15 protein-coding genes are annotated in these 21928 nt (G+C 72.2%); 8 read left to right on the forward strand and 7 right to left on the reverse strand.

From position 1 onward, the window contains the following. Window positions 1-71: 71 nt before the first annotated feature. Both HC362_RS27015 and HC362_RS27020 read left to right on the forward strand, forming a co-directional pair. Window positions 72-1775, forward strand: coding sequence for an MFS transporter (locus HC362_RS27015; RefSeq protein WP_243086732.1), 1704 nt, complete (start codon window positions 72-74; stop codon window positions 1773-1775). A 120-nt stretch (window positions 1776-1895) separates the two neighbouring features. Further along, window positions 1896-3080 carry an acyl-CoA dehydrogenase family protein gene (locus tag HC362_RS27020; protein ID WP_243086733.1) on the forward strand — a complete coding sequence of 395 codons (1185 nt, stop codon included), beginning with the start codon at window positions 1896-1898 and terminating at the stop codon, window positions 3078-3080. 69 nt (window positions 3081-3149) lie between these two features. On the opposite strand, the gene sepF is transcribed toward HC362_RS27020, so the two are convergent. After that, window positions 3150-3608, reverse strand: a complete 459-nt coding sequence (gene sepF / locus HC362_RS27025; RefSeq protein ID WP_209264373.1) for a cell division protein SepF — start codon at window positions 3606-3608, stop codon at window positions 3150-3152. Between the two features lie 475 nt (window positions 3609-4083). On the opposite strand from sepF, the gene HC362_RS27030 reads away from it, so the two are divergent. Together HC362_RS27030 and HC362_RS27035 are read left to right on the forward strand one after the other, a co-directional pair. After that, window positions 4084-4998 carry a S1 family peptidase gene (locus HC362_RS27030; RefSeq protein ID WP_243086734.1) on the forward strand — a complete coding sequence of 305 codons (915 nt, stop codon included), beginning with the start codon at window positions 4084-4086 and terminating at the stop codon, window positions 4996-4998. Between the two features lie 522 nt (window positions 4999-5520). After that, on the forward strand, window positions 5521-6696 hold the full coding sequence (locus HC362_RS27035) for a S1 family peptidase (protein WP_243086735.1): 1176 nt from the start codon (window positions 5521-5523) through the stop codon (window positions 6694-6696). A gap of 180 nt (window positions 6697-6876) precedes the next feature. Here HC362_RS27035 and HC362_RS27040 read toward each other — a convergent pair whose 3' ends face one another. Beyond that, window positions 6877-7905, reverse strand: coding sequence for an aspartate-semialdehyde dehydrogenase (locus tag HC362_RS27040; RefSeq protein ID WP_243086736.1), 1029 nt, complete (start codon window positions 7903-7905; stop codon window positions 6877-6879). 855 nt (window positions 7906-8760) lie between these two features. Between HC362_RS27040 and dnaE the strand changes: the two genes are divergently transcribed. Both dnaE and HC362_RS27050 read left to right on the forward strand, forming a co-directional pair. Then, the gene (gene dnaE, locus HC362_RS27045) at window positions 8761-12285 is read left to right on the forward strand and encodes a DNA polymerase III subunit alpha (protein ID WP_243086737.1); all 3525 of its coding nucleotides are present in this window, start codon (window positions 8761-8763) and stop codon (window positions 12283-12285) included. Further along, complete coding sequence (locus HC362_RS27050) at window positions 12282-13310, forward strand: hypothetical protein (protein WP_243086738.1); 1029 nt, start codon at window positions 12282-12284, stop codon at window positions 13308-13310. Before dnaE ends, HC362_RS27050 begins: the two co-directional genes overlap by 4 nt. Before the next feature lie 40 nt (window positions 13311-13350). On the opposite strand, the gene HC362_RS27055 is transcribed toward HC362_RS27050, so the two are convergent. Next, window positions 13351-13800 (reverse strand): DUF3515 family protein, encoded by a 450-nt coding sequence (locus HC362_RS27055; RefSeq protein ID WP_243086739.1) that lies wholly within the window; start codon window positions 13798-13800, stop codon window positions 13351-13353. A 162-nt stretch (window positions 13801-13962) separates the two neighbouring features. After that, the gene (locus HC362_RS27060) at window positions 13963-16317 is read right to left on the reverse strand and encodes a heavy metal translocating P-type ATPase (protein WP_243086740.1); all 2355 of its coding nucleotides are present in this window, start codon (window positions 16315-16317) and stop codon (window positions 13963-13965) included. A 368-nt stretch (window positions 16318-16685) separates the two neighbouring features. Here HC362_RS27060 and HC362_RS27065 point away from each other — a divergent pair, with 368 nt between their 5' ends. Then, window positions 16686-17534 (forward strand): alpha/beta fold hydrolase, encoded by an 849-nt coding sequence (locus HC362_RS27065; protein ID WP_243088837.1) that lies wholly within the window; start codon window positions 16686-16688, stop codon window positions 17532-17534. Between the two features lie 10 nt (window positions 17535-17544). Here HC362_RS27065 and HC362_RS27070 read toward each other — a convergent pair whose 3' ends face one another. Beyond that, on the reverse strand, window positions 17545-18183 hold the full coding sequence (locus HC362_RS27070) for a pyridoxamine 5'-phosphate oxidase family protein (protein WP_243086741.1): 639 nt from the start codon (window positions 18181-18183) through the stop codon (window positions 17545-17547). A 95-nt stretch (window positions 18184-18278) separates the two neighbouring features. Further along, window positions 18279-19295 carry a lytic polysaccharide monooxygenase gene (locus tag HC362_RS27075; protein WP_243086742.1) on the reverse strand — a complete coding sequence of 339 codons (1017 nt, stop codon included), beginning with the start codon at window positions 19293-19295 and terminating at the stop codon, window positions 18279-18281. Between the two features lie 382 nt (window positions 19296-19677). Between HC362_RS27075 and HC362_RS27080 the strand changes: the two genes are divergently transcribed. After that, entirely contained in the window at window positions 19678-20874 is a 1197-nt protein-coding gene (locus HC362_RS27080) for a MarP family serine protease (RefSeq protein ID WP_243086743.1), read from the forward strand. 7 nt (window positions 20875-20881) lie between these two features. Here HC362_RS27080 and HC362_RS27085 read toward each other — a convergent pair whose 3' ends face one another. Further along, entirely contained in the window at window positions 20882-21850 is a 969-nt protein-coding gene (locus tag HC362_RS27085) for a GNAT family N-acetyltransferase (RefSeq protein ID WP_243086744.1), read from the reverse strand. Window positions 21851-21928: the final 78 nt, after the last annotated feature.

A 21928-nucleotide genomic window follows, 5' to 3' on the forward strand; every position in this document is an offset into this window, starting at 1 on the left:
CGCGACCCGGGTGACCGTCCCCCACCCCCACGGTCCGCCCCGCGGGTGCGAGAGCAACAGGAGGTGCGTACATGTCCGGGACGACCACGGCCATATCGCGGAAGGCGGCGGACGTCCCCGTAAGCGGAGCGGGAGCACGGCGGCCGGGCCGGGACGTGAGCCGGTGGACCGTGCTCGTCGTGCTGTGCGCGAGCCTGCTCCTGGTGGCCGTGGACGCCACCGTGCTGCACGTCGCCGTGCCCGCCGTCTCCGAGGACCTGCGGCCCGGCTCCATCGAGCTGCTGTGGATCGTCGACACCTATCCGCTGGTGTGCGCCTCGCTGCTGATCCTCTTCGGCACGCTCGGCGACAAGATCGGCACCCGCCGGGTGCTGCTGTTCGGCTATGCGCTGTTCGCCGCGGCCTCGGCCGTCGCCGCCTACGCTGCCACCCCCGCCGTGCTGATCGGCGCCCGGGGGCTGCTCGGCGTCGGCGGCGCCATGATCATGCCGGCCACGCTCTCGATACTCCGCCAGGTCTTCCCCGACCGCCGCGAGCGCGCGCTTGCCGTCGGCATCTGGAGCGCCGTCGCCGCGGTCGGCGCGGCCGTCGGCCCGCTCGTGGGCGGGGCGCTGCTGGAACACTTCTGGTGGGGCTCGGTCTTCCTGATCAACATTCCGCTGATGGCCGCGGGCCTGCCGGTGGGACGGTGGCTGCTGCCGGAGTCCGCGACCGGCAGCGACGGCCCCTGGGACGTGCTGGGCGCCGGAATGGCGGCACTCGGCCTCTTCGGGGTGATACTCGGCGTCAAACAGGCGGGCGGCGGCGAGGTGCTCACCCCGCTGTGCTGGCTCCCGCTGCTGACCGGTGCCGTGCTGATCGCGCTGTTCGTACGCAGGCAGCAGCGGCGCCCCCACCCGTTGATCGACTTCGGCACCCTGACCCGCGCCGCCTTCGGCACCTCCGTCGGCTGCATCGTGCTGACCGTCCTCGCGCTGGTCGGTCTCGCGCTGATCGCGGCCCAGTACCTCCAGCTCGTCCTCGGGCTCTCCCCGCTGGAGACCGGGCTGCGGCTGCTGCCGCTGTCGGTCGCCGCCATCGCGGCCGGGCTCCTCGGCTCCCGGCTGCTGGCGCTGCTGGGGCCGCGCCTCATGGTCGCGCTCGGCTTCGTGGTCACGGCGCTGGCGGTGCTGTGCCTGACCGGAGTGGGCGAGCACGACCGGCCGGGCCTGCTGATCGGCGCCTTCGTGCTGCTGGGCTTCGGCCTGGAGACAACTCTGTTCGGCTGCTACGAATCCATGCTGAGCGAGGCGCCGCCCGGCCAGTCCGGCGGCGCGGCGGCCGTCGGCGAGACCGCCTACCAGCTCGGCGCCGGCATCGGCATCGCCCTGCTGGGCAGCGTGATGAACGCCGCGTACGGCCCTGGCGTACGCAGCGCCGCGCACCGCCTCGGGCTGCCCGGGACGACCGGGGCCGACGCCAGCCACTCGCTGGGGGAGGCGTACGAGGTCGCCGGGCACCTCGGCGGCGGCCCGGGGGAGGCGCTGCGGTCGGCGGCACGCTCCTCGTTCGTCACAGGACTCCATGTGACGCTGCTGGTCAGCGCCTGCCTGCTGCTGCTCGGCGCGCTGGCGGCGCTGCGGCTGCCGCGCCGGATGGAGAGCACCGGCAGCGCCGCCCGCTGCGGTGCGAGCCACGGGGCCGCACACGGTGGTGCGGAAAAGTGCGAGAGGGCGCCACATGACCGGCCACGACGCTCCGGGCACCCCTTGTCGCGGGGCGTTACCGGGTCGTAGCGTCGGCTCGGTGCCGGGACCGTCCCCTCCGGGTGTCTCCCCACCGGGTGATGCCCCCACCGCGTGTTCTTCACGACGCGTGCTCTTCACGACGCGTGCTCTTCACGAAAGGCGCTGCCCATGAGCTCACTGCCCGCGTTCGACGCGCACGATCCGCTGGGGATCGACGACCTGCTCAGCGACGAGGACCGCGCCGTGCGGGACACCGTGCGCTCCTGGGCCGCCGACCGCGTTCTGCCGCACGTCGCCGAGTGGTACGAGCGTGGCGAGCTGCCCGGCATCCGTGACCTCGCCCGTGAACTCGGCTCCCTCGGCGCCCTCGGGATGTCGCTGACCGGCTACGGCTGCGCGGGCGCCAGTGCCGTCCAGTACGGCCTGGCCTGCCTGGAGCTCGAGGCCGCCGACTCCGGTATCCGCTCCCTGGTCTCCGTCCAGGGCTCGCTGGCGATGTACGCCATCCACCGGTTCGGCAGCGAGGAGCACAAGCAGCGCTGGCTGCCGCCGATGGCCGCCGGCGAGGTGATCGGCTGCTTCGGGCTGACCGAGCCCGACCACGGCTCCGACCCGGGCGGCATGCGCACCTTCGCCAAGCGTGACGGCTCGGACTGGGTGCTCACCGGGCGCAAGATGTGGATCACCAACGGCTCGGTGGCCGGGGTCGCCGTGGTCTGGGCCCGCACCGACGAGGGCGTGCGCGGGTTCGTCGTACCCGCCGACACCCCGGGCTTCTCCGCACCCGAGATCAAGCACAAGCTCTCGCTGCGCGCCTCGGTCACCAGCGAGCTGGTGCTGGACGAGGTGCGGCTGCCGGCGGACGCGGTGCTGCCCGGCGCCGAGGGACTGCGCGGCCCGCTGAGCTGTTTGAGCCACGCCCGGTACGGCATCGTGTGGGGCTCGATGGGAGCGGCACGGTCCTGCTTCGAGGCAGCGCTGTCGTACGCCAAGGAGCGCGAGCAGTTCGGCAGACCGCTGGCGGGCTTCCAGCTCACCCAGGCGAAGCTGGCCGACATGGCGGTCGAACTGCACAAGGGCGTGCTGCTCGCGCACCACCTGGGGCAGCGGATGGACGCGGGACGGCTGCGGCCGGAGCAGATCAGCTTCGGCAAGCTCAACAACACGCGGGAGGCGATCGAGATCTGCCGCACCGCACGGACCGTGCTGGGGGCGAACGGGATCTCGCTGGAGTACCCCGTGATGCGGCACGCCACCAACCTGGAGTCGGTGCTCACCTACGAGGGGACCGTGGAGATGCACCAGTTGGTGCTCGGGAAGGCGTTGACGGGGATCGACGCGTTCCGGGGGTAGCGGGGCTCCGTCTCCCCTCGGGGAGACGCCCGCCGGCCCGCAGGGGCTACCGGGTAGCCCCTGCGGTGGTCAGCTCTGGTTGAAGAAGCCGCCCGGGTCGCGGCGGTCCTCGTTGGTGACGACGCTGTAGTCGGGCGGTGTGAGCAGGAAGACCCGGTTGGCGACCCGCTCGATGGAGCCGCGCAGCCCGAAGGTCAGCCCCGCAGCGAAGTCGACGACCCGCTTGGCGTCCGCGGGCTCCATCGCGGTGAGGTTGACGATGACCGGTACCCCGTCCCGGAAGAGTTCGCCGATGCCGCGGGCGTCGCGGAAGCACTCCGGGCTGACCGTCGCGATCTTGGTGCCCTGGTCCTGCGCCGTCTCGGCCGTGACGCGCACTCTGGGGTCGGTGACCCACGGCTCGCGTGCGGCGTCCCCGGGCTCGGGAGCCTCGGCGGGGCCGTCCGCCCCGTCGGCGTAGTCGTAGTACCGCATCTCGCTGTCGTCGACGAGGCCCAGCCAGGCACTCGCCTTGCGCACCGATCCCATGGACGCCTCCTCTCCTCTGCGCGGTGTCCCACCGTTCTCTAGCGCTCCGCCGCGGGTCCGCAACCCCTATGGTCGTCCATGATGCTGATGATGCGCCAAGCGGTTACCCGTCCAGCACGGCATTCGTGACGGTTCTGGTGCACAACGGGGTGGCGCTCGACCAAGATTGTTGCTCCGAGCGGCAGGTGACGGGGTGCGGGATGTTCCGCCTTGTCCCGTTCCGGCCGGACGGGTGGCCGTCGATGCCATCCGAGTGAGCGACTGCCCCGCCGTGTTCCCAGGTTGACCGGGGGCTGGCCGGCTGTAGGCCAGAATCGTCTCCTCCCCCACTCCTCCCGTTGCCAAACGGCGTGGACGGCACGCGAACTGGACCCAAGGAGTCCGAAAGACGCCCTTGCGGGGCTGGAAAGCCGCTGCGAATACTCCATGCAGCGTTTGTCAGGAGCACGCTTGGTTTCCCTGATCGGGAGGAAAAGTGAGGATCAAACGCACAAAAGCCAACGGCAGCTTGGCACGCCGGAGACGCAACGGGCTGATCGCCGTCGCGTCGGGCATGGCGGCGGCGGGGGCGCTCATCGCGCCGGCCACCGCCTCAGCAGAAGCTCCGGCCCCCCACACCTTCACCGCAAGCCAGCTCAGCACGGCAAGTGACGCCGTGCGGGCCGCCGATGTCGCGGGCACGGCGTGGCACGTCGACAAGAAGAGCAACAAGCTCGTCGTCGCCGTCGACAGCCGCGTCTCCCGTGCCGAGATCGCAGAGATCCGGCAGGCCGCGGGCAAGAACGCGGGCGCCCTGAAGATCGAGCACGTCAAGGGCAAGTTCCAGAAGTACATCTCGGGCGGGGACGCCATCTACGCCGGGTCCTACCGCTGCTCGCTGGGCTTCAACGTGCGCAGCGGCAGTACCTACTACTTCCTGACCGCCGGGCACTGCACCGAGGGCGGAGGCAACTGGTACACCAACTCCAGCCACTCCACTCTCATCGGTCCCACCGCCGGCTCCAGCTTCCCCGGCAACGACTACGGGATCGTCCGCTACAGCAACTCCTCCGTCTCGCACCCCGGCACCGTCGGCGGCCAGGACATCACCAGCGCCGGCACGCCGTCCGTCGGCCAGACGGTGACCCGGCGCGGCAGCACCACCGGCACCCACAGCGGCACGGTGACCGGGCTCAACGCCACCGTCAACTACGGCGGCGGTGACATCGTCTACGGCCTCATCCGCACCTCCGTCTGTGCGGAGCCGGGCGACAGCGGCGGCCCCCTCTACCGGGGCAGCACCGCCTACGGTCTGACCTCCGGCGGCAGTGGCAACTGCCGTACCGGCGGGACGACCTTCTTCCAGCCGGTGACCGAGGCGCTCAGCAGGTACGGCGTGAACGTCTACTGACGCTCCGTCACCAGCCGCGCTGAACGCGGCGCGGTCACCCTGTGCCCGTGCGCGCCCCCTGGGTGCGTGCACGGGCACTTCCGCGTGTACGGGCCGCGTGCCGGTGCCGGTGCCGGTACCGGTACCGGTGCCGCGTGCCGCGTGCCGCGTGCCGACGCCGGCGCCGGCCGCCTCCGGGTTCGGCGGCGGGTGCGCATCTCCCTGGGTGCGCGCGTCTTTGTGTGCCGTTGCGCGGGTGTGTTCGCGTGCGCGAGCGCGGACGCGCTGTCCGCGCGGGCGCCGGCTGTCGCGGATGCTTCGATTCCTCGCCGAAATCCGGCCGTTGGAGGGGACGAATACCGGACAGGTCCATGCCTTACGTGCTGAACACACCGCGTTGCCCCGCGTGTTCGTTCTACCGGACGTCAGGGACAGGAAGGGACGTTCGGCACCTTGACCGGCAGACCGAACTTCCGGTCGGCTGACGCGATCTGAGTCTTGTGCGGAGATCGCCGACTCGCAATACTCGGCGCACAAGTTGGCATGGACGCGACTTCCTCTTGGGTAAGAGGGCCGTGTCCGTACATCCTCCGGGACCGCCCACGCCTCGGGCGGGCCCAACCCCCCACTGGAGGTATCACGTTGTCCAACCACCGACGCGTACCCAAACGGCGGATTCTGCTCGCCGGTGCGGGCGCCGCCGCCCTCGCCGCCGGAGCGCTGACGGTCACCACCGCCAACGCCGCACCCGAAGCCCCCACGGCCAAGACCCTCTCCTCCGCCTCGGCGGCCAAGCTGGCCTCGAAGCTCACCTCGGGCCTCAAGGGCCACGCGGGCTCCTACTACGACGCCAAGGCCAGGCAACTCGTCGTCAACGTCACCGACGACGCGGCCAAGAAGAAGGTCGAGGCGGCGGGCGCCAAGGCGCGGGTTGTCGACCACACCCTCTCCCAGCTCGCCTCCGCCAAGGAGACCCTCACCGAGCACGGTGTCACCGGAACGGCCCGCGCCGTCGACGTGAAGGCCAACAAGGTCGTGGTCACCGCCGACAGCACGGTCAAGGGCGCCGAGCTCGCCGCGCTGAAGAAGCAGATCAAGGCCCAGGACGGCAAGGCCGAACTCAAGCGCACCAACGGCAAGTTCACCACCAAGATCGCCGGTGGCGACGCCATCTGGGGCGGCAGCGGCCGCTGCTCGCTCGGCTTCAACGTCACCACCAAGGACGGCAAGCCCGGCTTCCTGACCGCGGGCCACTGCACCACCGCGATCTCGTCCTGGTCCGACAAGCAGGGCGGCCAGGAGATCGCCAAGAGCGGCGACGGCAAGTTCCCTGGCAACGACTACGGCATCGCCACCTACACCGGCGACACCGATCACCCGAGCGAGGTCAACCTCTACGACGGCGGCACCCAGGCCATCTCCGGCGCCGGTGAGGCGCAGGTCGGCCAGAAGGTCACCCGCAGCGGCAGCACCACCCAGGTGCACGACGGCACGGTCAAGGCGCTGGACGCCTCCGTCTCCTACCCGGAGGGCACCGTCAACGGGCTGATCCAGACCGATGTGTGCGCCGAGCCCGGCGACAGCGGCGGCTCGCTCTTCGCCGGCGACAAGGCGCTGGGTCTGACCTCCGGCGGCAGCGGTGACTGCTCCTCCGGCGGTGAGACGTACTTCCAGCCGGTGCCTGCCGCGCTGGACGCGCTCGGAGCCAAGATCGGCTGACGCCGCTGGCTTGTGCCTCCGGCTTGTGCCTCCGGCTGACGCGTCGGCCGGTTCGGTGCCCGGCCCCCCTGCGGGATTCTGGTGAGCCCCTCGTGGAGGGGCTCACCCCCCCCCACAGCGGAACCCCCCGGACGAGGTCCGGGGGGTTCCGTGCGGCTTTCGGCCGGGGGCTGTGGGCTGTCAGCCCAGTTCGGCCGCGACCAGCTCCGCGATCTGCACGGCGTTGAGCGCGGCACCCTTGCGGAGGTTGTCGTTGGACAGGAAGAGCGACAGGCCGTGCTCCACCGTCTCGTCAGCGCGGATACGGCCCACGTAGCTGGCGTCCTTGCCCGCCGCCTGGAGCGGGGTGGGGATCGGCGAGAGCTCCACACCCGGCGCCTTCCCGAGCAGCTCGGCGGCGCGCTCCGGGCTGAGCGGACGGGCGAACCGGGCATTGACCTGGAGCGAGTGGCCGGTGAAGACGGGAACCCGCACACAGGTGCCGGACACCTTCAGGTCCGGAATGTCCAGAATCTTGCGGCTCTCGTTGCGGAGCTTGTGCTCCTCGTCCGTCTCGGCCAGACCGTCGTCGACGATCGAGCCGGCCAGCGGCAGCACATTGAAGGCGATCGGACGCTTGAACTTGTCCGGCTCGGGGAAGTCCACCGCCTCGCCGTCGAAGGTCAGCCGCGCGGCGTCGTTCTCCACCGCCTTACGGGCCTGGCTCTCCAGCTCCGCGACGCCCGCCAGACCGCTGCCGGAGACCGCCTGATAGGTGGCGACGACCAGCGCCGTCAGCTCCGCCTCCTCGTGCAGCGGACGCAGCACCGGCATCGCGGCCATGGTGGTGCAGTTCGGATTGGCGATGATCCCCTTGGGGCGACGCTTGGCGGCCTCCGGGTTCACCTCGGAGACGACCAGCGGCACCTCGGGGTCCAGCCGCCAGGCCGAGGAGTTGTCGATGACGACCGGACCCTGCGCCGCGACCTTCTCAGCGATCGCCTTGGAGGTGGCGCCACCCGCCGAGAACAGGACGATGTCCAGCCCGGTGTAGTCGGCCGCCGCCGCGTCCTCGACGGTCACCTCGCCGTCCTTCCAGGGCAGCGTGCGGCCCGCGGAGCGGGCGGAGGCGAACAGGCGCAGTTCGTCGACCGGGAAATTGCGCTCGGCCAGAATCTCGCGCATCACTGTGCCGACCTGACCGGTGGCTCCGACAATCCCGACCTTCATGGGGCTCCTTTTGCCTTGCTGAGCGGGGGCGGCGGCGCCTGGGGCCGCCGCTGTGTGCTCGGGTTACGTGCGTGTTCCGCTTCTACCCTGCCTGGTGTCGGGTACGGGGGGCCAGCACTTTGATTTGAGTCACAGCTGCCAAGGGCTGGGGCCCGCCTCCATTGGCTGAGGGCCCATTCTTGGGCCCCCTCCCGTTCATGGGGGCTCCGCGGGTGGGTGGGCGCCGCTTCCATCGGTTGAGGGCCCGGCCCTCTGACCGTCTGTCGTTGATGGGGGCTCCGCCCCCAAACCCCCGGGTCCTCGCCGGACGGGCGTTGGGGGGCTCCGCCCCCCAACCGCCCCCCGCTACGGGGGCTTCGCCCCCCTAGGAGCCCCCTTCCGCAACAGCACAATCCGGTAGACGTTCACTCATCCCGGCTCATGCCCCAGGCCCTTGGACCTGTCGGTGACTCCCGCAGGGTCGTCACCGGCCGGTCCAAGGACCCGCACCACTGAGGGGATGCTTGAAAGGCAATGGGGTGGTCCCAGGCGGCAGGGGGGTTCTAGGGGGCGAAGCCCACCTGGCGGGGGGCTGTTGGGGGGCGGAGCCCCCCGACACGACCCCTCGGCGGCGAGCCGAAGCAACAAACGGGGCGTGCGTCCACAAGCGGCGGGCCACCCCGTGAGGGGCTCGCCCCCCGACACGACCCCTCGGCGGCAGCCGAAGCAACAAACGGGGTGTGTGTCCACAACCCACGGACCCCGCAGGGAGGGGGTGCCAAGGGTGGCGGCGAGATTCGAATAAAGTTTCGATGGCTGGTTTATTGTGGTGGCTCGGGACAGAGAGAGGGGGCGCAGAGGCAGGAGGTGGCACAGATGAGGCCAGGCCTCAGCTTCACGCACCTGCACGTGACCTCGGGCTTCTCCATGCGATACGGAGCCTCCCACCCCGAAACCCTCGCGGAGCGCACCGCCGAACGGGGGATGGATTCGGTCGCCCTCACCGACCGGGACACCCTCGCGGGCGCCGTCCGCTTCACCAAGGCCTGCACCCGCGCCGGCGTGCGCCCGGTGTACGGGGTCGAGCTCGCCGTCGAGCGGCAGCCGGACCGGAGCGGTGGTATCAGGGGCGGCGGCACCAACAAGGGGCGTACGCCGACCAGGGGTGGGCGCTTCATCGACGAGTCGGCCCAGCGGGCCGTCTTCCTCGCTCGCGACGGCGCACACGGCTGGTCCGAACTGTGCCGGATGATCACCGCAGCCCACGACCATGGGGCCGACACCTCCTCCCAAATGGGGATCAACCAGGACAAGCCGCTCCTCCCGTGGGCGGCGCTGCACGGCGAAGCCGTAACCGTGTTGCTGGGCGCCGACTCCGACATCGGCCGCGCCCTCGCGGCGGGCCGTCCCGACCGCGCGGCGGCCCTCCTCACCGGATGGCGGGAGATCTACGGGGACGCGCTCCGGCTGGCGGTCGCCGGCTCCGGGCCGCTGCGGGAGGCGGCCAGGATGCTGGGGCTGGCGGCTCAAGAGGGGGTGAAACCCGTACTGACCAATGCCGTGCGCTACGCCGACCCGGCCCCGGCGGCCGAGGTGAACGTCGCCGATGTGCTGGACGCCGCCCGCCGCCTCGTCCCCGTCGACCCGCGCAGGGGGCTCGACAACGGGGAGCGCTGGCTGAAGGGGCCGGACGAGATGGCCGGGGCGGCGGAGCGGATCGCGGAGGCCGCCGGGTACGGGCACAGCACCGCACGGCGGCTGCTCGCTCTCACCGAGGAGACCGCGGCGGCCTGCCGGGTCGATCCGGAGGAGGACCTGGGGCTGGGCCGGGTGCACTTTCCCGAGTCGCGCCTGGCCGGGACCGGCGGCCGTACGGCGGTGCGGGCCCTGCGCTCACGGTGTGCCGCCGGGATGGTCACCCGGCGTTACGACCGGGATGTGAAGCGGTGGCGTCGGCTCGACGAGGAGCTGGCCATCATCGAGGGGCTCGGTTACTCCTCGTACTTCCTGACCGTCGCGCGCATCGTCGAGGACATCCGTGAGCGGGGCATCCGGGTGGCGGCCCGCGGCTCGGGTGCCGGGTCGTTCGTGAACCATCTGCTGGGCATCGCGCACGCCGACCCGGTCGAGCACGGGCTGCTGATGGAGCGGTTCCTCTCGCCGCGCCGCGTCGAGCTGCCGGACATCGACATCGATGTGGAGTCGGCCCGGCGACTGGAGGTCTACCGCGCCATTTTCGAACGGTTCGGCGAGGAGCGGGTGGCCACCGTGGCGATGCCCGAGACCTACCGGGTGCGGCACGCGATCCGCGATGTGGGCGCGGCGCTGGGTCTGGACCCGGCCGAGACCGACCGGCTCGCCAAGGCGTTTCCGCACATCAGGGCGCGGGACGCGCGCGCGGCGCTGGCCGAGCTGCCGGAGCTGGAGCAGCTGCGGCGGGAGGGGGCGCCCGCGGAGCACGGGGAGCGGTTCTGGGAGCTGGTGGAGGCGCTGGACGGGCTGCCGCGCGGGGTGGCCATGCACCCGTGCGGAGTGCTGCTGTCGGACGCTTCGCTGCGGGCCCGTACGCCTGTGGTGCCCACCAGCGGCGAGGGCTTCGCGATGGCGCAGTTCGACAAGGACGACGTGGAGGACCTCGGGCTGCTCAAGCTGGATGTGCTGGGTGTCAGGCTCCAGTCGGCGATGGCGCACGCGGTCGCCGAGGTCGAGCGGGCGACGGGGGAGCGGATCGAGCTGGACGCGGTCCCCGAGGGTGACAGCGCGACCTATGAGCTGATCCGCTCCTCCGAGACGCTGGGCTGTTTCCAGATCGAGTCGCCGGGGCAGCGCGAGCTGATCGGGCGGCTCCAGCCGGAGACCTTCCACGATCTGGTCGTCGACATCTCCCTCTTCCGGCCGGGGCCGGTCGGCGCCGACATGGTCCACCCCTTCATCGAGGCGCGGCACGGGCGGCGCCGTATCCGTCATCCGCACCCCGGCCTGACCGAGCCGCTGGCCGAGACGTACGGGGTGGCGATCTTCCACGAGCAGGTGATCCGCATCCTCTCCCGGCTGACCGGCTGCGACCGGGGCCGGGCGGACGAGGTGCGGCGGGTACTCAAGGACGACGAGCAGCGGCCGGGCGCGAAGCTCTGGTTCGAGCGGGCGGCCGCGCGGCGGGGGGTCGCGCCGGAGGTGATCGCCCACGCCTGGGAGGTCGTGGAGTCGTTCGGTTCGTACGGGTTCTGCAAGGCGCACGCGGTGGCGTTCGCCGTGCCGACCTACCAGTCGGCCTGGCTCAAGGCGCACCATCCTGCGGCTTTCTACGCCGGGCTGCTGGAGCACGATCCGGGTATGTACCCCAAGCGGCTGCTGCTGGCGGACGCGCGGCGGCGCGGGGTGCCGGTGCTGCCGCTGGAGGTGAACCGGTCCTCGGTCGCCTATCGGATCGAACTGGAGTCCGATTCCGGCGTATGGGGGCTACGCCTCGCGCTCGCGGAGGTGCACGGCATCAGCGAGGCCGACGCCGCCCGGATCGAGGCCGGGCAGCCCTACGACTCGCTCGCCGACTTCTGGCGCCGGGCCCGCCCCTCCCGGCCGGTGGCCGAGCGGCTCGCCCAGGTCGGCGCGCTGGACGCCTTCGCACCCGGCGGCAACCGCCGTGACCTGCTGCTGCACATCGCCGAACTGCACCGCGCCCAGCGCGCTGCCGGGGCGCGCGAGGGCCAGCTGGCGCTGGGGGAGAGCGAGGCCGCGAGCGGAACCGCGGGCACGGCCCGGCAGGCGGAGCCCGTCCACCTGCCCGACCTGGACAGCGAGGAACGCCTCGGCGCCGAACTCGACGTCCTGGGCATGGACACCTCCCGCCATCTGATGGCCGACCACGTCGCCTTCCTGCGGGAGCTGGGCGCCCACTCGGCCCGCACCCTGCGCTCGGCGCGGCACGGCGAGACGGTACTGATCGCGGGCGCCAAGGCCGCCACCCAGACGCCGCCGCTCGCCTCGGGCAAGCGCGTCATCTTCACCACCCTGGACGACGGCACCGGCCTGTCCGACCTCGCCTTCTTCGAGGACTCGCACGCGGCCTGCGCCCACACCGTCTTCCACTCCTGGCTGCTGCTGGTGCGCGGCGTCGTCCAGCGGCGCGGCCCGCGCAGCCTCACTGTCGTCGGCTCCGCCGCCTGGGACCTGGCCGAACTGGTCGAACTGCGCCGCGAGGGCGGTCTGGAGGCGGTCACAGCGCGGCTGGGGGAGCCCCCGGAGGGTGCGGGGGAATCCGCCACCGGGCCCGGCCGCACCATCGAGGTCGCGCCCGGCTACGAGATGCACCCGTGGGCCGACCTGCGTCCCGCGGGTGAGGCCGCGGGCTCTCCCAAGGCGCTCCGCAAGATGTGGCACTCCAGCCCGGGGAGCGCGGGATGAGCGGGCACGCGGGGGAGAACACGCACCAGCGCGGGGAGACGCATGTGCTCTATGTGCACTTCGGCGGTCCGACGGCGGACGCCGGGGATGAGCACTACGAGGCGCTCCTGGCGCTGCTCACCGACATCACGCCGGTGGTCCAGGCCCTCCCGCCGGACGCTGCGCTCGCCGATGTCCGGGGGGCACTGCGGTACTTCCGGCGGGACGCCGTCGAGCTGGCGCGGCTGGTGAGGCTGCGCGCGCTCGCGCTGTACGGCGTCGACTGCACCGTCGGCGTCGCCGCAGGACCGCTGCTCGCCCGGATGGCCGCACAGGCGGGCGCACCGGGGCAGGTACGTGAGGTGCGCCCGGAGGAGACCGCCGCCTTCCTCGACAGCAGACCGGTGGCGGCGCTGCACGGGGTCGGTCCGGCGACGGCGCGGGCGCTGTGCGGGTACGGGCTCGACAGCGTCGGCCGTCTCGCCGCCGCGCCGCTCGCCACCCTCCAGCGCATCCTCGGCGCCGCGGCCGGCCGCCGGCTGCACGAGCGGGCGCGGGGCATCGACCCCACGCCCGTCACTCCTACGGCGCCACCGCGCTCGGCGAGTGCTGAACACCTCTTCGAGCGGGACGAGCTCGACGCCGGACGCCGCCGCGGCGCACTGCTCACCCTCGCCGACGACCTGGGGTTCCGGCTGCGTGCCGAGGAGCAGGTGGCGCGGGCGCTCACGCTCACCGTCCGGTACGCCGACCGCACCGCCACCACCCGTACCCGCGCGCTGCCCGAACCCACCGCGCACACCCCCGCGCTGGCCGCCGTGGCCTACGCCCTGCACGACGCGCTGGCCCTCCAGCGTGCCCGGGTCCGCGGCGTCACCCTGCGGGCCGAGGAGTTGACGGCCGCGGAACTCGCCGCGCACCAGCTCTCGTTCGACGTACGGGAGGAGAAGGCCCGCCGGGCCGAGGCGGCAGCCGACCGCGCCCGCCGCCGCTTCGGCGTCTCCGCCGTACGCCCAGCCGGTTCGCACCCACCGAGGGCGGCCTAGAGGGTGTCCGCAGCGGGAGGGAGGCGCCCCGGCAGGGGGCTCAGAGCGGGACGTCGCTCAGATCGGTGCACTTCGACTTCTGCGGGATCTTCTCGACCGTCCGGTTCAGGACAACCAGCGCGTCGCCGCTCAGTCCGCTCTTCGCGTCGATGGTCACCTCGACGGCGGGGTCGCGGCCGAATGTCCTGAGGACCTTGTCCCCGTCGCTGTCGAGTCTCTTCTCGTCGAGCACCCAGTGCACGCCGTCGACGGCCACGCACACATCGAGGGTTGAGGACGGCGGTTCGACGCCGCATCGCAGGACGACCGAGGCGTCACCCCACGCGGCGGCGCTCTTCCCGTCGACCTCGTCCCGGCCTTCTCCCAGCAGGGTCCGGGGAGCCTTGGACAGCACGTCCGAACAGGCCGGGTCGTCGGCGAAGGGCGCTGCCTCGACCGAGTACGCGGACGGAGACAGGGCGTACCAGCCGCCGGCGGCAGCGAGAGCCACGAGGCCCGCTCCGGCGGCGATTCCCGCTCTTCTGTTCCCCGTTCCCCACCGCATCCCGTCAGGATGTCATGGGAGAACCCGCTGCCGTGGCCGGTCGCCACGGCAGCGGGAGTCGTACGGATCACAGGCCGGTACGGATCACAGGCCGTGCCCGGCGTCGGCTCACCCCGCCGCCCGGAAGCTCCGCAGGCGGAGGCTGTTGCCGACGACGAAGACGGAGGAGAAGGCCATCGCGGCCCCGGCGATCATCGGGTTCAGCAGGCCGGCCGCGGCCAGCGGCAGCGCTGCGACGTTGTAGGCGAAGGCCCAGAAGAGGTTGCTCTTGATGGTGCCCAGCGTGCGGCGGGAGAGCCGGATGGCGTCGGCTGCCACGCGCAGGTCGCCCCGCACCAGGGTGAGGTCACCGGCCTCGATGGCCGCGTCGGTGCCGGTGCCCATCGCCAGGCCGAGGTCGGCCTGGGCGAGCGCGGCCGCGTCGTTGACGCCGTCGCCGACCATCGCCACCGAGCGGCCCTCGTCCTGGAGGCGCTTGACGACCCCGACCTTGTCCTCGGGCATGACCTCGGCGATCACGTCCCCGGCAGGGATGCCGACCTCGGCTGCCACCGACTCGGCCACGGCGCGGTTGTCGCCGGTCAGCAGCATCGGCGTCAGACCCAGCTCGCGCAGCCGCCGGATGGCCTCGGCGCTGGTCGGCTTGACCGCGTCGGCGACCTCCAGGACGGCGCGCGCCTCGCCGTCCCAGGCGACGGTGATGGCCGTACGACCGGCACGCTCGGCTGCCTCCTTGGCGGCGGCCAGCTCCTGAGGCAGTGTCATCGCCCTCCCCCAAGGACCTCCGGCAAGCTCCGGTCCAGAGGGTGCCCCCACTTCGAGGAGTTTCTCGCGGCCGACCAGCACCGCGTGGCCCTCGACGACGCCCTGGACGCCGAGTCCGGGGACGTTGGCGAAGTCCTCGGGGGTGGGCAGCGTGCCGTACTCCCGCTCGGCGCCCTTGGCCACGGCCTGCGCGATGGGGTGCTCGGAGGCGTTCTCCAGGGCGCCCGCCAGCCGCAGGACCTCCTCCTCGGTGGTGCCGTCCGCCACGTGTGCGGCCAGCAGCGTCATCTCGCCGGTGGTCACGGTGCCGGTCTTGTCCAGGACGACGGTGTCGGCCTTGCGGGTGTTCTCCAGCACCTCCGGGCCCTTGATCAGGATGCCGAGCTGGGCACCCCGCCCGGTGCCGACCATCAGCGCGGTCGGCGTGGCCAGCCCCAGGGCGCAGGGGCAGGCGATGATCAGGACGGCGACCGCCGCGGTGAAGGCGGCGGTCAGCCCGGCGCCGCTGACCATCCAGAAGCCGGCGGTGGCCAGCGCGAGCAGGATCACCACGGGCACGAAGACGGCGGAGATCCGGTCAGCGAGCCGCTGGGCTGCGGCCTTGCCGTTCTGGGCGTCCTCGACCAGCTTGGCCATCCGCGCCAGCTGGGTGTCGGAGCCGACGCGGGTGGCCTCGACCACCAGCCGGCCGCCCGCGTTGAGCGTCGCACCCGTGACGCTGTCGCCGGTGGAGACCTCCACGGGCACGGACTCGCCGGTGAGCATCGAGGCGTCCACGGCCGAGCTGCCCTCGACCACGGTGCCGTCCGTGGCGATCTTCTCGCCGGGGCGGACGACGAAGCGGTCGCCGACCGCCAGCTCCTCGGTGCGGATCAGCACCTGGCGGCCGTCCCGCAGGACGGTCACCTCCTTGGCGCCCAGCTCAAGCAGCGCCTTGAGCGCCGCGCCCGCCTTCCGCTTGGAGCGGGCCTCGAAGTACCGCCCGGCCAGGATGAAGGCGGTGACTCCGGCGGCGGCCTCCAGGTAGATGTTCCCCGCGCCGTCGCTCCGTTCGATCGACAGCTCGAAGGGGTGGGTCATCCCCGGCATGCCCGCCGTACCGAAGAACAGCGCCCACAGCGACCAGAGCATGGCGGCCGAGGTGCCGAGCGAGATGAGGGTGTCCATGGTGGCCGCGCCGTGCCGGGCGTTCGTCCAGGCGGCGCGGTGGAAGGGCCAGGCGCCCCAGACGACGACGGGCGCGGCGAGCGTGAGGGACAGCCACTGCCAGTACTCGAACTGGAGCGCTGGGACCATCGCCATCGCGATGACCGGCACGGCGAGGAGTACGGAGCCGATCAGCCGCTCGCGCAGGGAGCGCAGCTCGTCGTCCCGGCCGCCCTCCTCGGCCGCGCCCGCGCTGCTCCGGTCCCCTTCCGGGGCCGGGCGGCGCGGTTCGGGGGGCGGGGCCGCGGTGTAGCCGGTGGCCTCGACGGTGGCGATCAGGTCGGCGACCTGGACGCCCTCGCCCATGCTGACCTTGGCCTTCTCGGTGGCGTAGTTGACCGTGGCGGTGACGCCGTCCATCCGGTTGAGCTTCTTCTCGACGCGGGCGGCGCAGGAAGCGCAGGTCATACCGCCGATCGCCAGCTCGACCTCGGTGCCGGCGGCCGGGCCGGTGGCCGTGGTGCTCTCGGTGCTCTCATGCGTCGCGGTCATCGTCTCTCCTCGGTGGTGCCCGGCGCGGCCCGGGTCACGAGTGCCTCCGCACTACTGTTTCATACCCGCCTGGGGTATGAGTAGCGCCGCCCTCATGTATACCCCCTAGGGGTACTCAGTGCAAGGAGTGCACGGCTTCTCGGCTGTCCGAAATTGGTCGTACGCGGGTACTGGTCAGTGACCTTACTCGCGCGTAAGTTGACGGCGTTTCCCACAGCTCCGCTCCCACCCCCCTCCCCTCACAGCACGAGGAGCCGGACATGAAGCCGAAGCAGTCGATGCTGCCGTCGGAGCGAGTGCGCAGACCGTCGAAACGAGTACGCAGACCGTCGAAGCGAGTGCGCGGCTCAACGGCCACGGCTGTGGCCATGGCCGTCGCGGTCGTGGCCATGCCCGCCACCACCACAGCGGCCGCCACCCCCACCGCCGCCCCCGCGTCCGAGAGCGCCGGGACGCGCAGCGGGACCACCGGCGGCTGGAACGACTACTCCTGCAAGCCCTCGGCCGCGCACCCACGCGCCGTCGTCCTGGTCCACGGCACCTTCGGCAACTCCGTGGACAACTGGCTGGGACTCGCCCCCTACCTGGTCAGGCGGGGATACTGCGTCTTCTCCCTGGACTACGGGCAGCTGCCGGGCAAGCCCTTCTTCCACGGGCTCGGCCCCATCGAGGACTCCGCCCGGCAGCTCGCCGCCTACGTCGACAAGGTGCTCGCCGCGACCGGCACCGACAAGGTCGACATCGTCGGCCACTCACAGGGCGGCATGATGCCCCGCCAGTACCTCAAGTTCCTGGGCGGCGCCCCCAAGGTGAATGCGCTCATCGGTATCGCTCCCAGCAACCACGGGACCACCCTCAGCGGTCTTGCGGAGCTGGCCGACAAGTTCCCGCCCATCGGCGACGTGGTCGACGAGATCGGCCCGGCGCTGCTCCAGCAGAAGGAGGGATCGGACTTCCTCAAGAAGCTCAACGCGGGCGGCGACACGGTGCCCGGCGTCAAGTACACCGTGATCGCCACCAGGTACGACGAGGTCGTCACGCCCTACAAGACACAGTTCCTCGAAGGGCCGGACGTGAAGAACGTGACGCTCCAGGAGCTGTGCCCCCTCAACATCTCCGAGCACCTGGCCGTCGCGCTCGTCGACCGGATGGCGTGGCACGAGACGGCCAACGCGCTCGACCCGGCCCACGCCACTCCCACGACCTGCTTCTCCTGAGGAGAGGGGCTCAGCCCTCGGTGTGGATCTTCTCGGCGTACGACGGGCCGTAGTACTCCTCCAGGAACTCCAGCGAGTCCTCGGCCCGGTCGAGGGCCTTGGCCAGCCGGGCGCGGTTCGGGAGCGCGTCCGGCTGCCAGGTCTCCGGCTGCCAGGTGCCGGAGCGCAGGAAGGCCTTGGAGCAGTGGTGGAAGACCTCCTCGATCTCCACCACCAGCGCCAGCTTCGGGCGGTTGCGCCGCGCCACCATCTCGTCGAAGAACGGCGCCTCGCGCACGATCCGTGCCCGCCCGTTGATCCGCAGGGTGTCGCCGCGGCCCGGCAGGAAGAAGATGAGGCCCACATGTGGGTTGGACAGGATGTTGCGCAGTCCGTCGATGCGCTTGTTGCCCGGCCGGTCGGGGATGGCGATCGTGCGGTCGTCCAGAACCTTGGCGAAACCGGGCGGGTCGCCCTTGGGGGAGACGTCGCAGCTTCCGTCGGCCGCCGAGGTGGCCACCAGACAGAACGGCGAGTGCGCCAGCCAGTCGCGGTCCAAGGGGTGCAGCGCGGTCCTGGCCTTGTTCACCGTGTGCGAGGCGGGCTCCCCGACAAGGCCGCGCAGCTCCTCCTCGCTGGTGACCTCCACCATCGCTTCCGGAATCGTCATGAACGCTCCGCCCTTCCGGCCGTAGAGGGAAAGAGCGTACGACGCCGCTTCCCCCGGGCGCACCGGGGAAAGCGGCGTCCGGCGGTCATGTCCGCTCAGCCGCGCGACCTGGCGGCCCGGCGGCGCGCGGTGGCGAAGAGCACCCCGGCACCGGCGGCCAGCACGGCGGCACCGCCGATGGCCAGCGGCGCCGTGCTGTCGTCGCCGCCGGTCTCGGCGAGGTTCGCCTTCTCGGCTCCGCCGGCGGGCGCGGGCGCGTTGGGGCCTGAGCCGGCTTCGGCGCCGGGCTCCGCCGACCGGTCGTCGCCGGCCGAAGCGGGCGCCGCGCCGTTCCCCGCCCGGTGCCCGGCGCCGTGCTGGTCACCGCCGTGGCCGCCGTGGTCGACGGTCGACTTGTCCCTGTCCGCCGCGATCTGCTGCTCGTCGGGGACCTCGGGGCTGCTCCCGGCCTTGGCGCCGCCCTTTCCGCCGAAGGTCACGTCCGAGCAGGTGTAGAACGCCTCGGGGCTGTCCGAGCGCTGCCAGATGCTGTAGATCAGATGGCGCCCTTCCTTCTTCGGCACGGTGCCGTCGATGACGTAGCTGCCGTCCTTCAGCGCCGGTTCGGTCACCTTGGCGAACGGCTTCGGCTCCAGGTCGGACCACTTGAGCGGCTTGGCCGGGTCGTAGCCGTCCTTGGTGATGTACAGCTCGAAGGTGCCCTTGTGCGGTGCCGTGGCCTTGTAGCGGAAGGTGTGCTCGCCCGGCTTCATCGCCGTGGCCGGCCAGTCCGCGCGGGGCAGGTCCAGCCCCTTGTACTTGTCGCGGCCCGCGCTGCACAGCTTCCCGTCCGGGATGATCTCCCGGTGCTTGCCCGCCGCGTCGGGGATGTTGACCTCGTTCCAGTCGTAGAAGGCCTGGGTGCCGCTCGCGGCCACCGCGGCCTTGCACGCCGCCGAATCGGGGCTCTCCGGCCCCTCGGCGAAGCAGGTGGAGACCCGGCTGACGGGGTCCTCCATCGAACCGTGCGCGGCGGCGGGAGCGGCCGTCGCCAGGTTGAGTGCCAGCGGAGCGAAGCCCAGCGCGACGATCCCGGCGGCGGTACGTCCTGCGGCCGTGCGGCGAACGGTCATCTGAATGGCTCCTTGTCACAGGGACGGAGTGCCACACGGGCGTGGCACGTGGGGGGTCCGGGACAGGCCCACGGGAGCCGCCTCCCCAGCGACGCACCGTGCGACCCGCCCCGGTGACCGGCACGTTAGCCACGCCAGAGGCCCGAAAGTGCCCGCCGAGCGCCACTCCGGCGATCTTTAGGGATCGCTTAAGGCGCGTCTAAGCACCCGCACAGACAGCGGAGCGGGGTGCGCTCTCTCACACGGGTGGGATCACCGCCCGGGGGAACCGCGAGCTGGTGTTGTGCGTTTTTCTCCCTGAACGCCCCGCCTGGCCGTGCCTGCGAACAACGGTGCGGGCCGACGGTGCAGAGGGCGAGAGCACGAAGGGAGGGAGCGGGCCGTGAACCTGCTGGATCTGCTCCTGATCTTCGCCGCCCTCGCCTACGCGGGCTCCGGATTCCGCCGGGGGCTGGTCGCCGGGCTCGTCTCGCTGGTCGGCTTCGTCTCGGGCGCCGTCCTCGGCGTCTGGCTGCTGCCGTTCGTCCTCGACCTCGCGGAGCGCGGAACGACGACCGCCACCGTCCTGGCCCTGCTGACCGTGCTGGTGCCCGCGCTCGCCGGGCACGCGCTGGCAGCGCCGCTCGGCTGGCGGATACGTGAGGCGCTCGACCGCACCCCCGCCCGCTGGGTGGACGGGGTGGGCGGTGCCCTCGTCAACGTCGTCGCCGTGCTCGTCGTCGGCTGGGTGGCGGGCAGCGCGCTCGCCGCCTCGCCCTCACCGGCGCTCAACCAGGCGATAAGAGGCTCCTCGCTGCTGGAGGGCGTGCACGAGCGGATGCCCAGCAGCGCGGCGACATGGTTCAACCGCGCCACCGGAGCGCTCACCACAGCGGGCTTCCCGCCGGTCTTCAACCCGTTCGAGCAGGAGCCGGGCGCCTCGGTGCCCCAGCCCTCCGGCGACGCCGTCACCAAGGCGGCGACGGCCGCGGCCCAGCGCAGCACCGTCAAGATCGAGGGCGTCGCCGATGTGAACGGCGGCCGCCAGGGGCAGGAGGGCAGCGGCTTCGTCTATGCCCGCGGCCATGTGATGACCAATGCGCACGTCGTCGCCGGGGTGGACGAGCCGACGGTTCGCGTCGGCGGGGTCGGCCGCCCGTACGCGGCGAAGGTCGTCCTCTTCGACCCCGAGAAGGACATCGCCGTCCTCGACGTGCCGGGCCTGGACGCGCCCGCGCTCCACTTCGCAGGCGACGCGAGCCGGGGCGACCAGGCCGTGGTCGCCGGATACCCGGAGAACGGCGGCCTCGACCTGCGGGCGGCAGCCGTGGCGGCCCGCACCCCGGCGCGCGGCCAGGACATCTACGGCGACGCGCTGACCACCCGCGACATCTACGCCATCCGCTCCCAGGTCAGACCCGGCAACTCCGGCGGCCCGCTGCTGACGCCGGGCGGACGGGTGTACGGAGTCGTCTTCGCCCGCTCCACCACCGACGCGGGAACCGGGTACGCGCTCACGGCCGACCAGGTGCGGGCTGCCGCACAGCAGGCCGAGCACGCCACCGCCGCGGTCGACACCGGGGACCGCTCGGCGCTGTGACGGGCGGTCAGTCGCGCCCGGGCCCGGCCTTCTCTGTCGGCTCGCACAGCCGCTTGGCACACCGCCACTCCGTGGCGACCTCGGTGTAGCCCAGGCGTCGGTTGACGGCCAGCATGGGCGCGTTGCCCGCGTCGTTCCCGGTGTAGGCGTGCGCGTAGCCCGCGGCCCGGGCCCGGCGCAGCGCGGCCAGTTTGGCCAGCCGCGCCAGCCCCCGGCCGCGGAAGGCGCGCCGGGTGCCGGTCATCCCCGACCAGTAGCGGTCCACCCCGTCCGTCTGCGCGACGCTGTATGCCGCCACCTGCCCATCCACCAGCACCACGCTGCTCAGCTCGGCGTTCCAGTCGGGTCGCTGCCAGTTGTGCCGCAGCCACTCGGGGAACGGGGTACGGCCCACGGGCACATCGCCCGGCTCGTCCGCCGAACACTCGGTGTCCGCCTCGTACAGCGGCCGCAGATCGTCGGCGAACTCCGCGACCCGGTGCAGGGTGACACCCGCGGGCAGCGGATCGGGCAGCTCGGGAAGGGCGGCACGGCGCAGCTCCAGGCCGAGGAAGCGAGCCTGCCTGGAGCGGGCGTATCCGCGGTGCTCGGCGAAGCGCGCGGCATGCTCCTCGTCGGCCACCCAGCTGAACACCCGCCGCACCCCGAGCCCCGCCAGATACGTCTCGCCCGCGGCCACCAGCGCGGAGCCGGCGCCCCGGCCGGTCGCGCCGGGCTCCACCGCCGTGTGCACGAACCCCTGCCCCGGCTCGGTGCTGCCCGCCACCAGGCCCGCCTCGATGCAGCCCGCGACCGTGCCGTCCGGCCGTTCGGCGACGAACCGGTGCAGCCGCTGGCCGGCGGCACCGTGCGCCAGCTGCCAGGCGAGCGTCTCGGCGGTGCAGACCAGATACGGAATCGCCGCGCGGCGGACCGCGGCACAGGACTCGGCGTCCCGGGGATCGTCGGGGCGCAGGGAGCGGACCGTGAACGTCATGGCGCGGAGGCTACGGCGGCGACACGGCGCGCCGCTGCCCGATTTCCCGGGGTGGGAGATTTCCCGGGTGGGGGAGAT

The sequence above is a fragment of the Streptomyces sp. 891-h genome (assembly GCF_022760275.1).
In the GTDB taxonomy this organism is placed as follows: Bacteria; Actinomycetota; Actinomycetes; order Streptomycetales; family Streptomycetaceae; genus Streptomyces; species Streptomyces spirodelae.

Bases quoted from the DNA above. Each gene is read 5' to 3' on its own strand.
- HC362_RS27015 (WP_243086732.1), top strand. From the start codon at position 72: ATGTCCGGGACGACCACGGCCATATCGCGGAAGGCGGCGGACGTCCCC.
- HC362_RS27020 (WP_243086733.1), top strand. From the start codon at position 1,896: ATGAGCTCACTGCCCGCGTTCGACGCGCACGATCCGCTGGGGATCGAC.
- sepF (WP_209264373.1), bottom strand. From the start codon at position 3,608: ATGGGATCGGTGCGCAAGGCGAGTGCCTGGCTGGGCCTCGTCGACGAC.
- HC362_RS27035 (WP_243086735.1), top strand. From the start codon at position 5,521: ATGGACGCGACTTCCTCTTGGGTAAGAGGGCCGTGTCCGTACATCCTC.
- HC362_RS27040 (WP_243086736.1), bottom strand. From the start codon at position 7,905: ATGAAGGTCGGGATTGTCGGAGCCACCGGTCAGGTCGGCACAGTGATG.
- dnaE (WP_243086737.1), top strand. From the start codon at position 8,761: ATGAGGCCAGGCCTCAGCTTCACGCACCTGCACGTGACCTCGGGCTTC.
- HC362_RS27050 (WP_243086738.1), top strand. From the start codon at position 12,282: ATGAGCGGGCACGCGGGGGAGAACACGCACCAGCGCGGGGAGACGCAT.
- HC362_RS27060 (WP_243086740.1), bottom strand. From the start codon at position 16,317: ATGACCGCGACGCATGAGAGCACCGAGAGCACCACGGCCACCGGCCCG.
- HC362_RS27065 (WP_243088837.1), top strand. From the start codon at position 16,686: ATGGCCGTCGCGGTCGTGGCCATGCCCGCCACCACCACAGCGGCCGCC.
- HC362_RS27070 (WP_243086741.1), bottom strand. From the start codon at position 18,183: ATGACGATTCCGGAAGCGATGGTGGAGGTCACCAGCGAGGAGGAGCTG.
- HC362_RS27075 (WP_243086742.1), bottom strand. From the start codon at position 19,295: ATGACCGTTCGCCGCACGGCCGCAGGACGTACCGCCGCCGGGATCGTC.
- HC362_RS27085 (WP_243086744.1), bottom strand. From the start codon at position 21,850: ATGACGTTCACGGTCCGCTCCCTGCGCCCCGACGATCCCCGGGACGCC.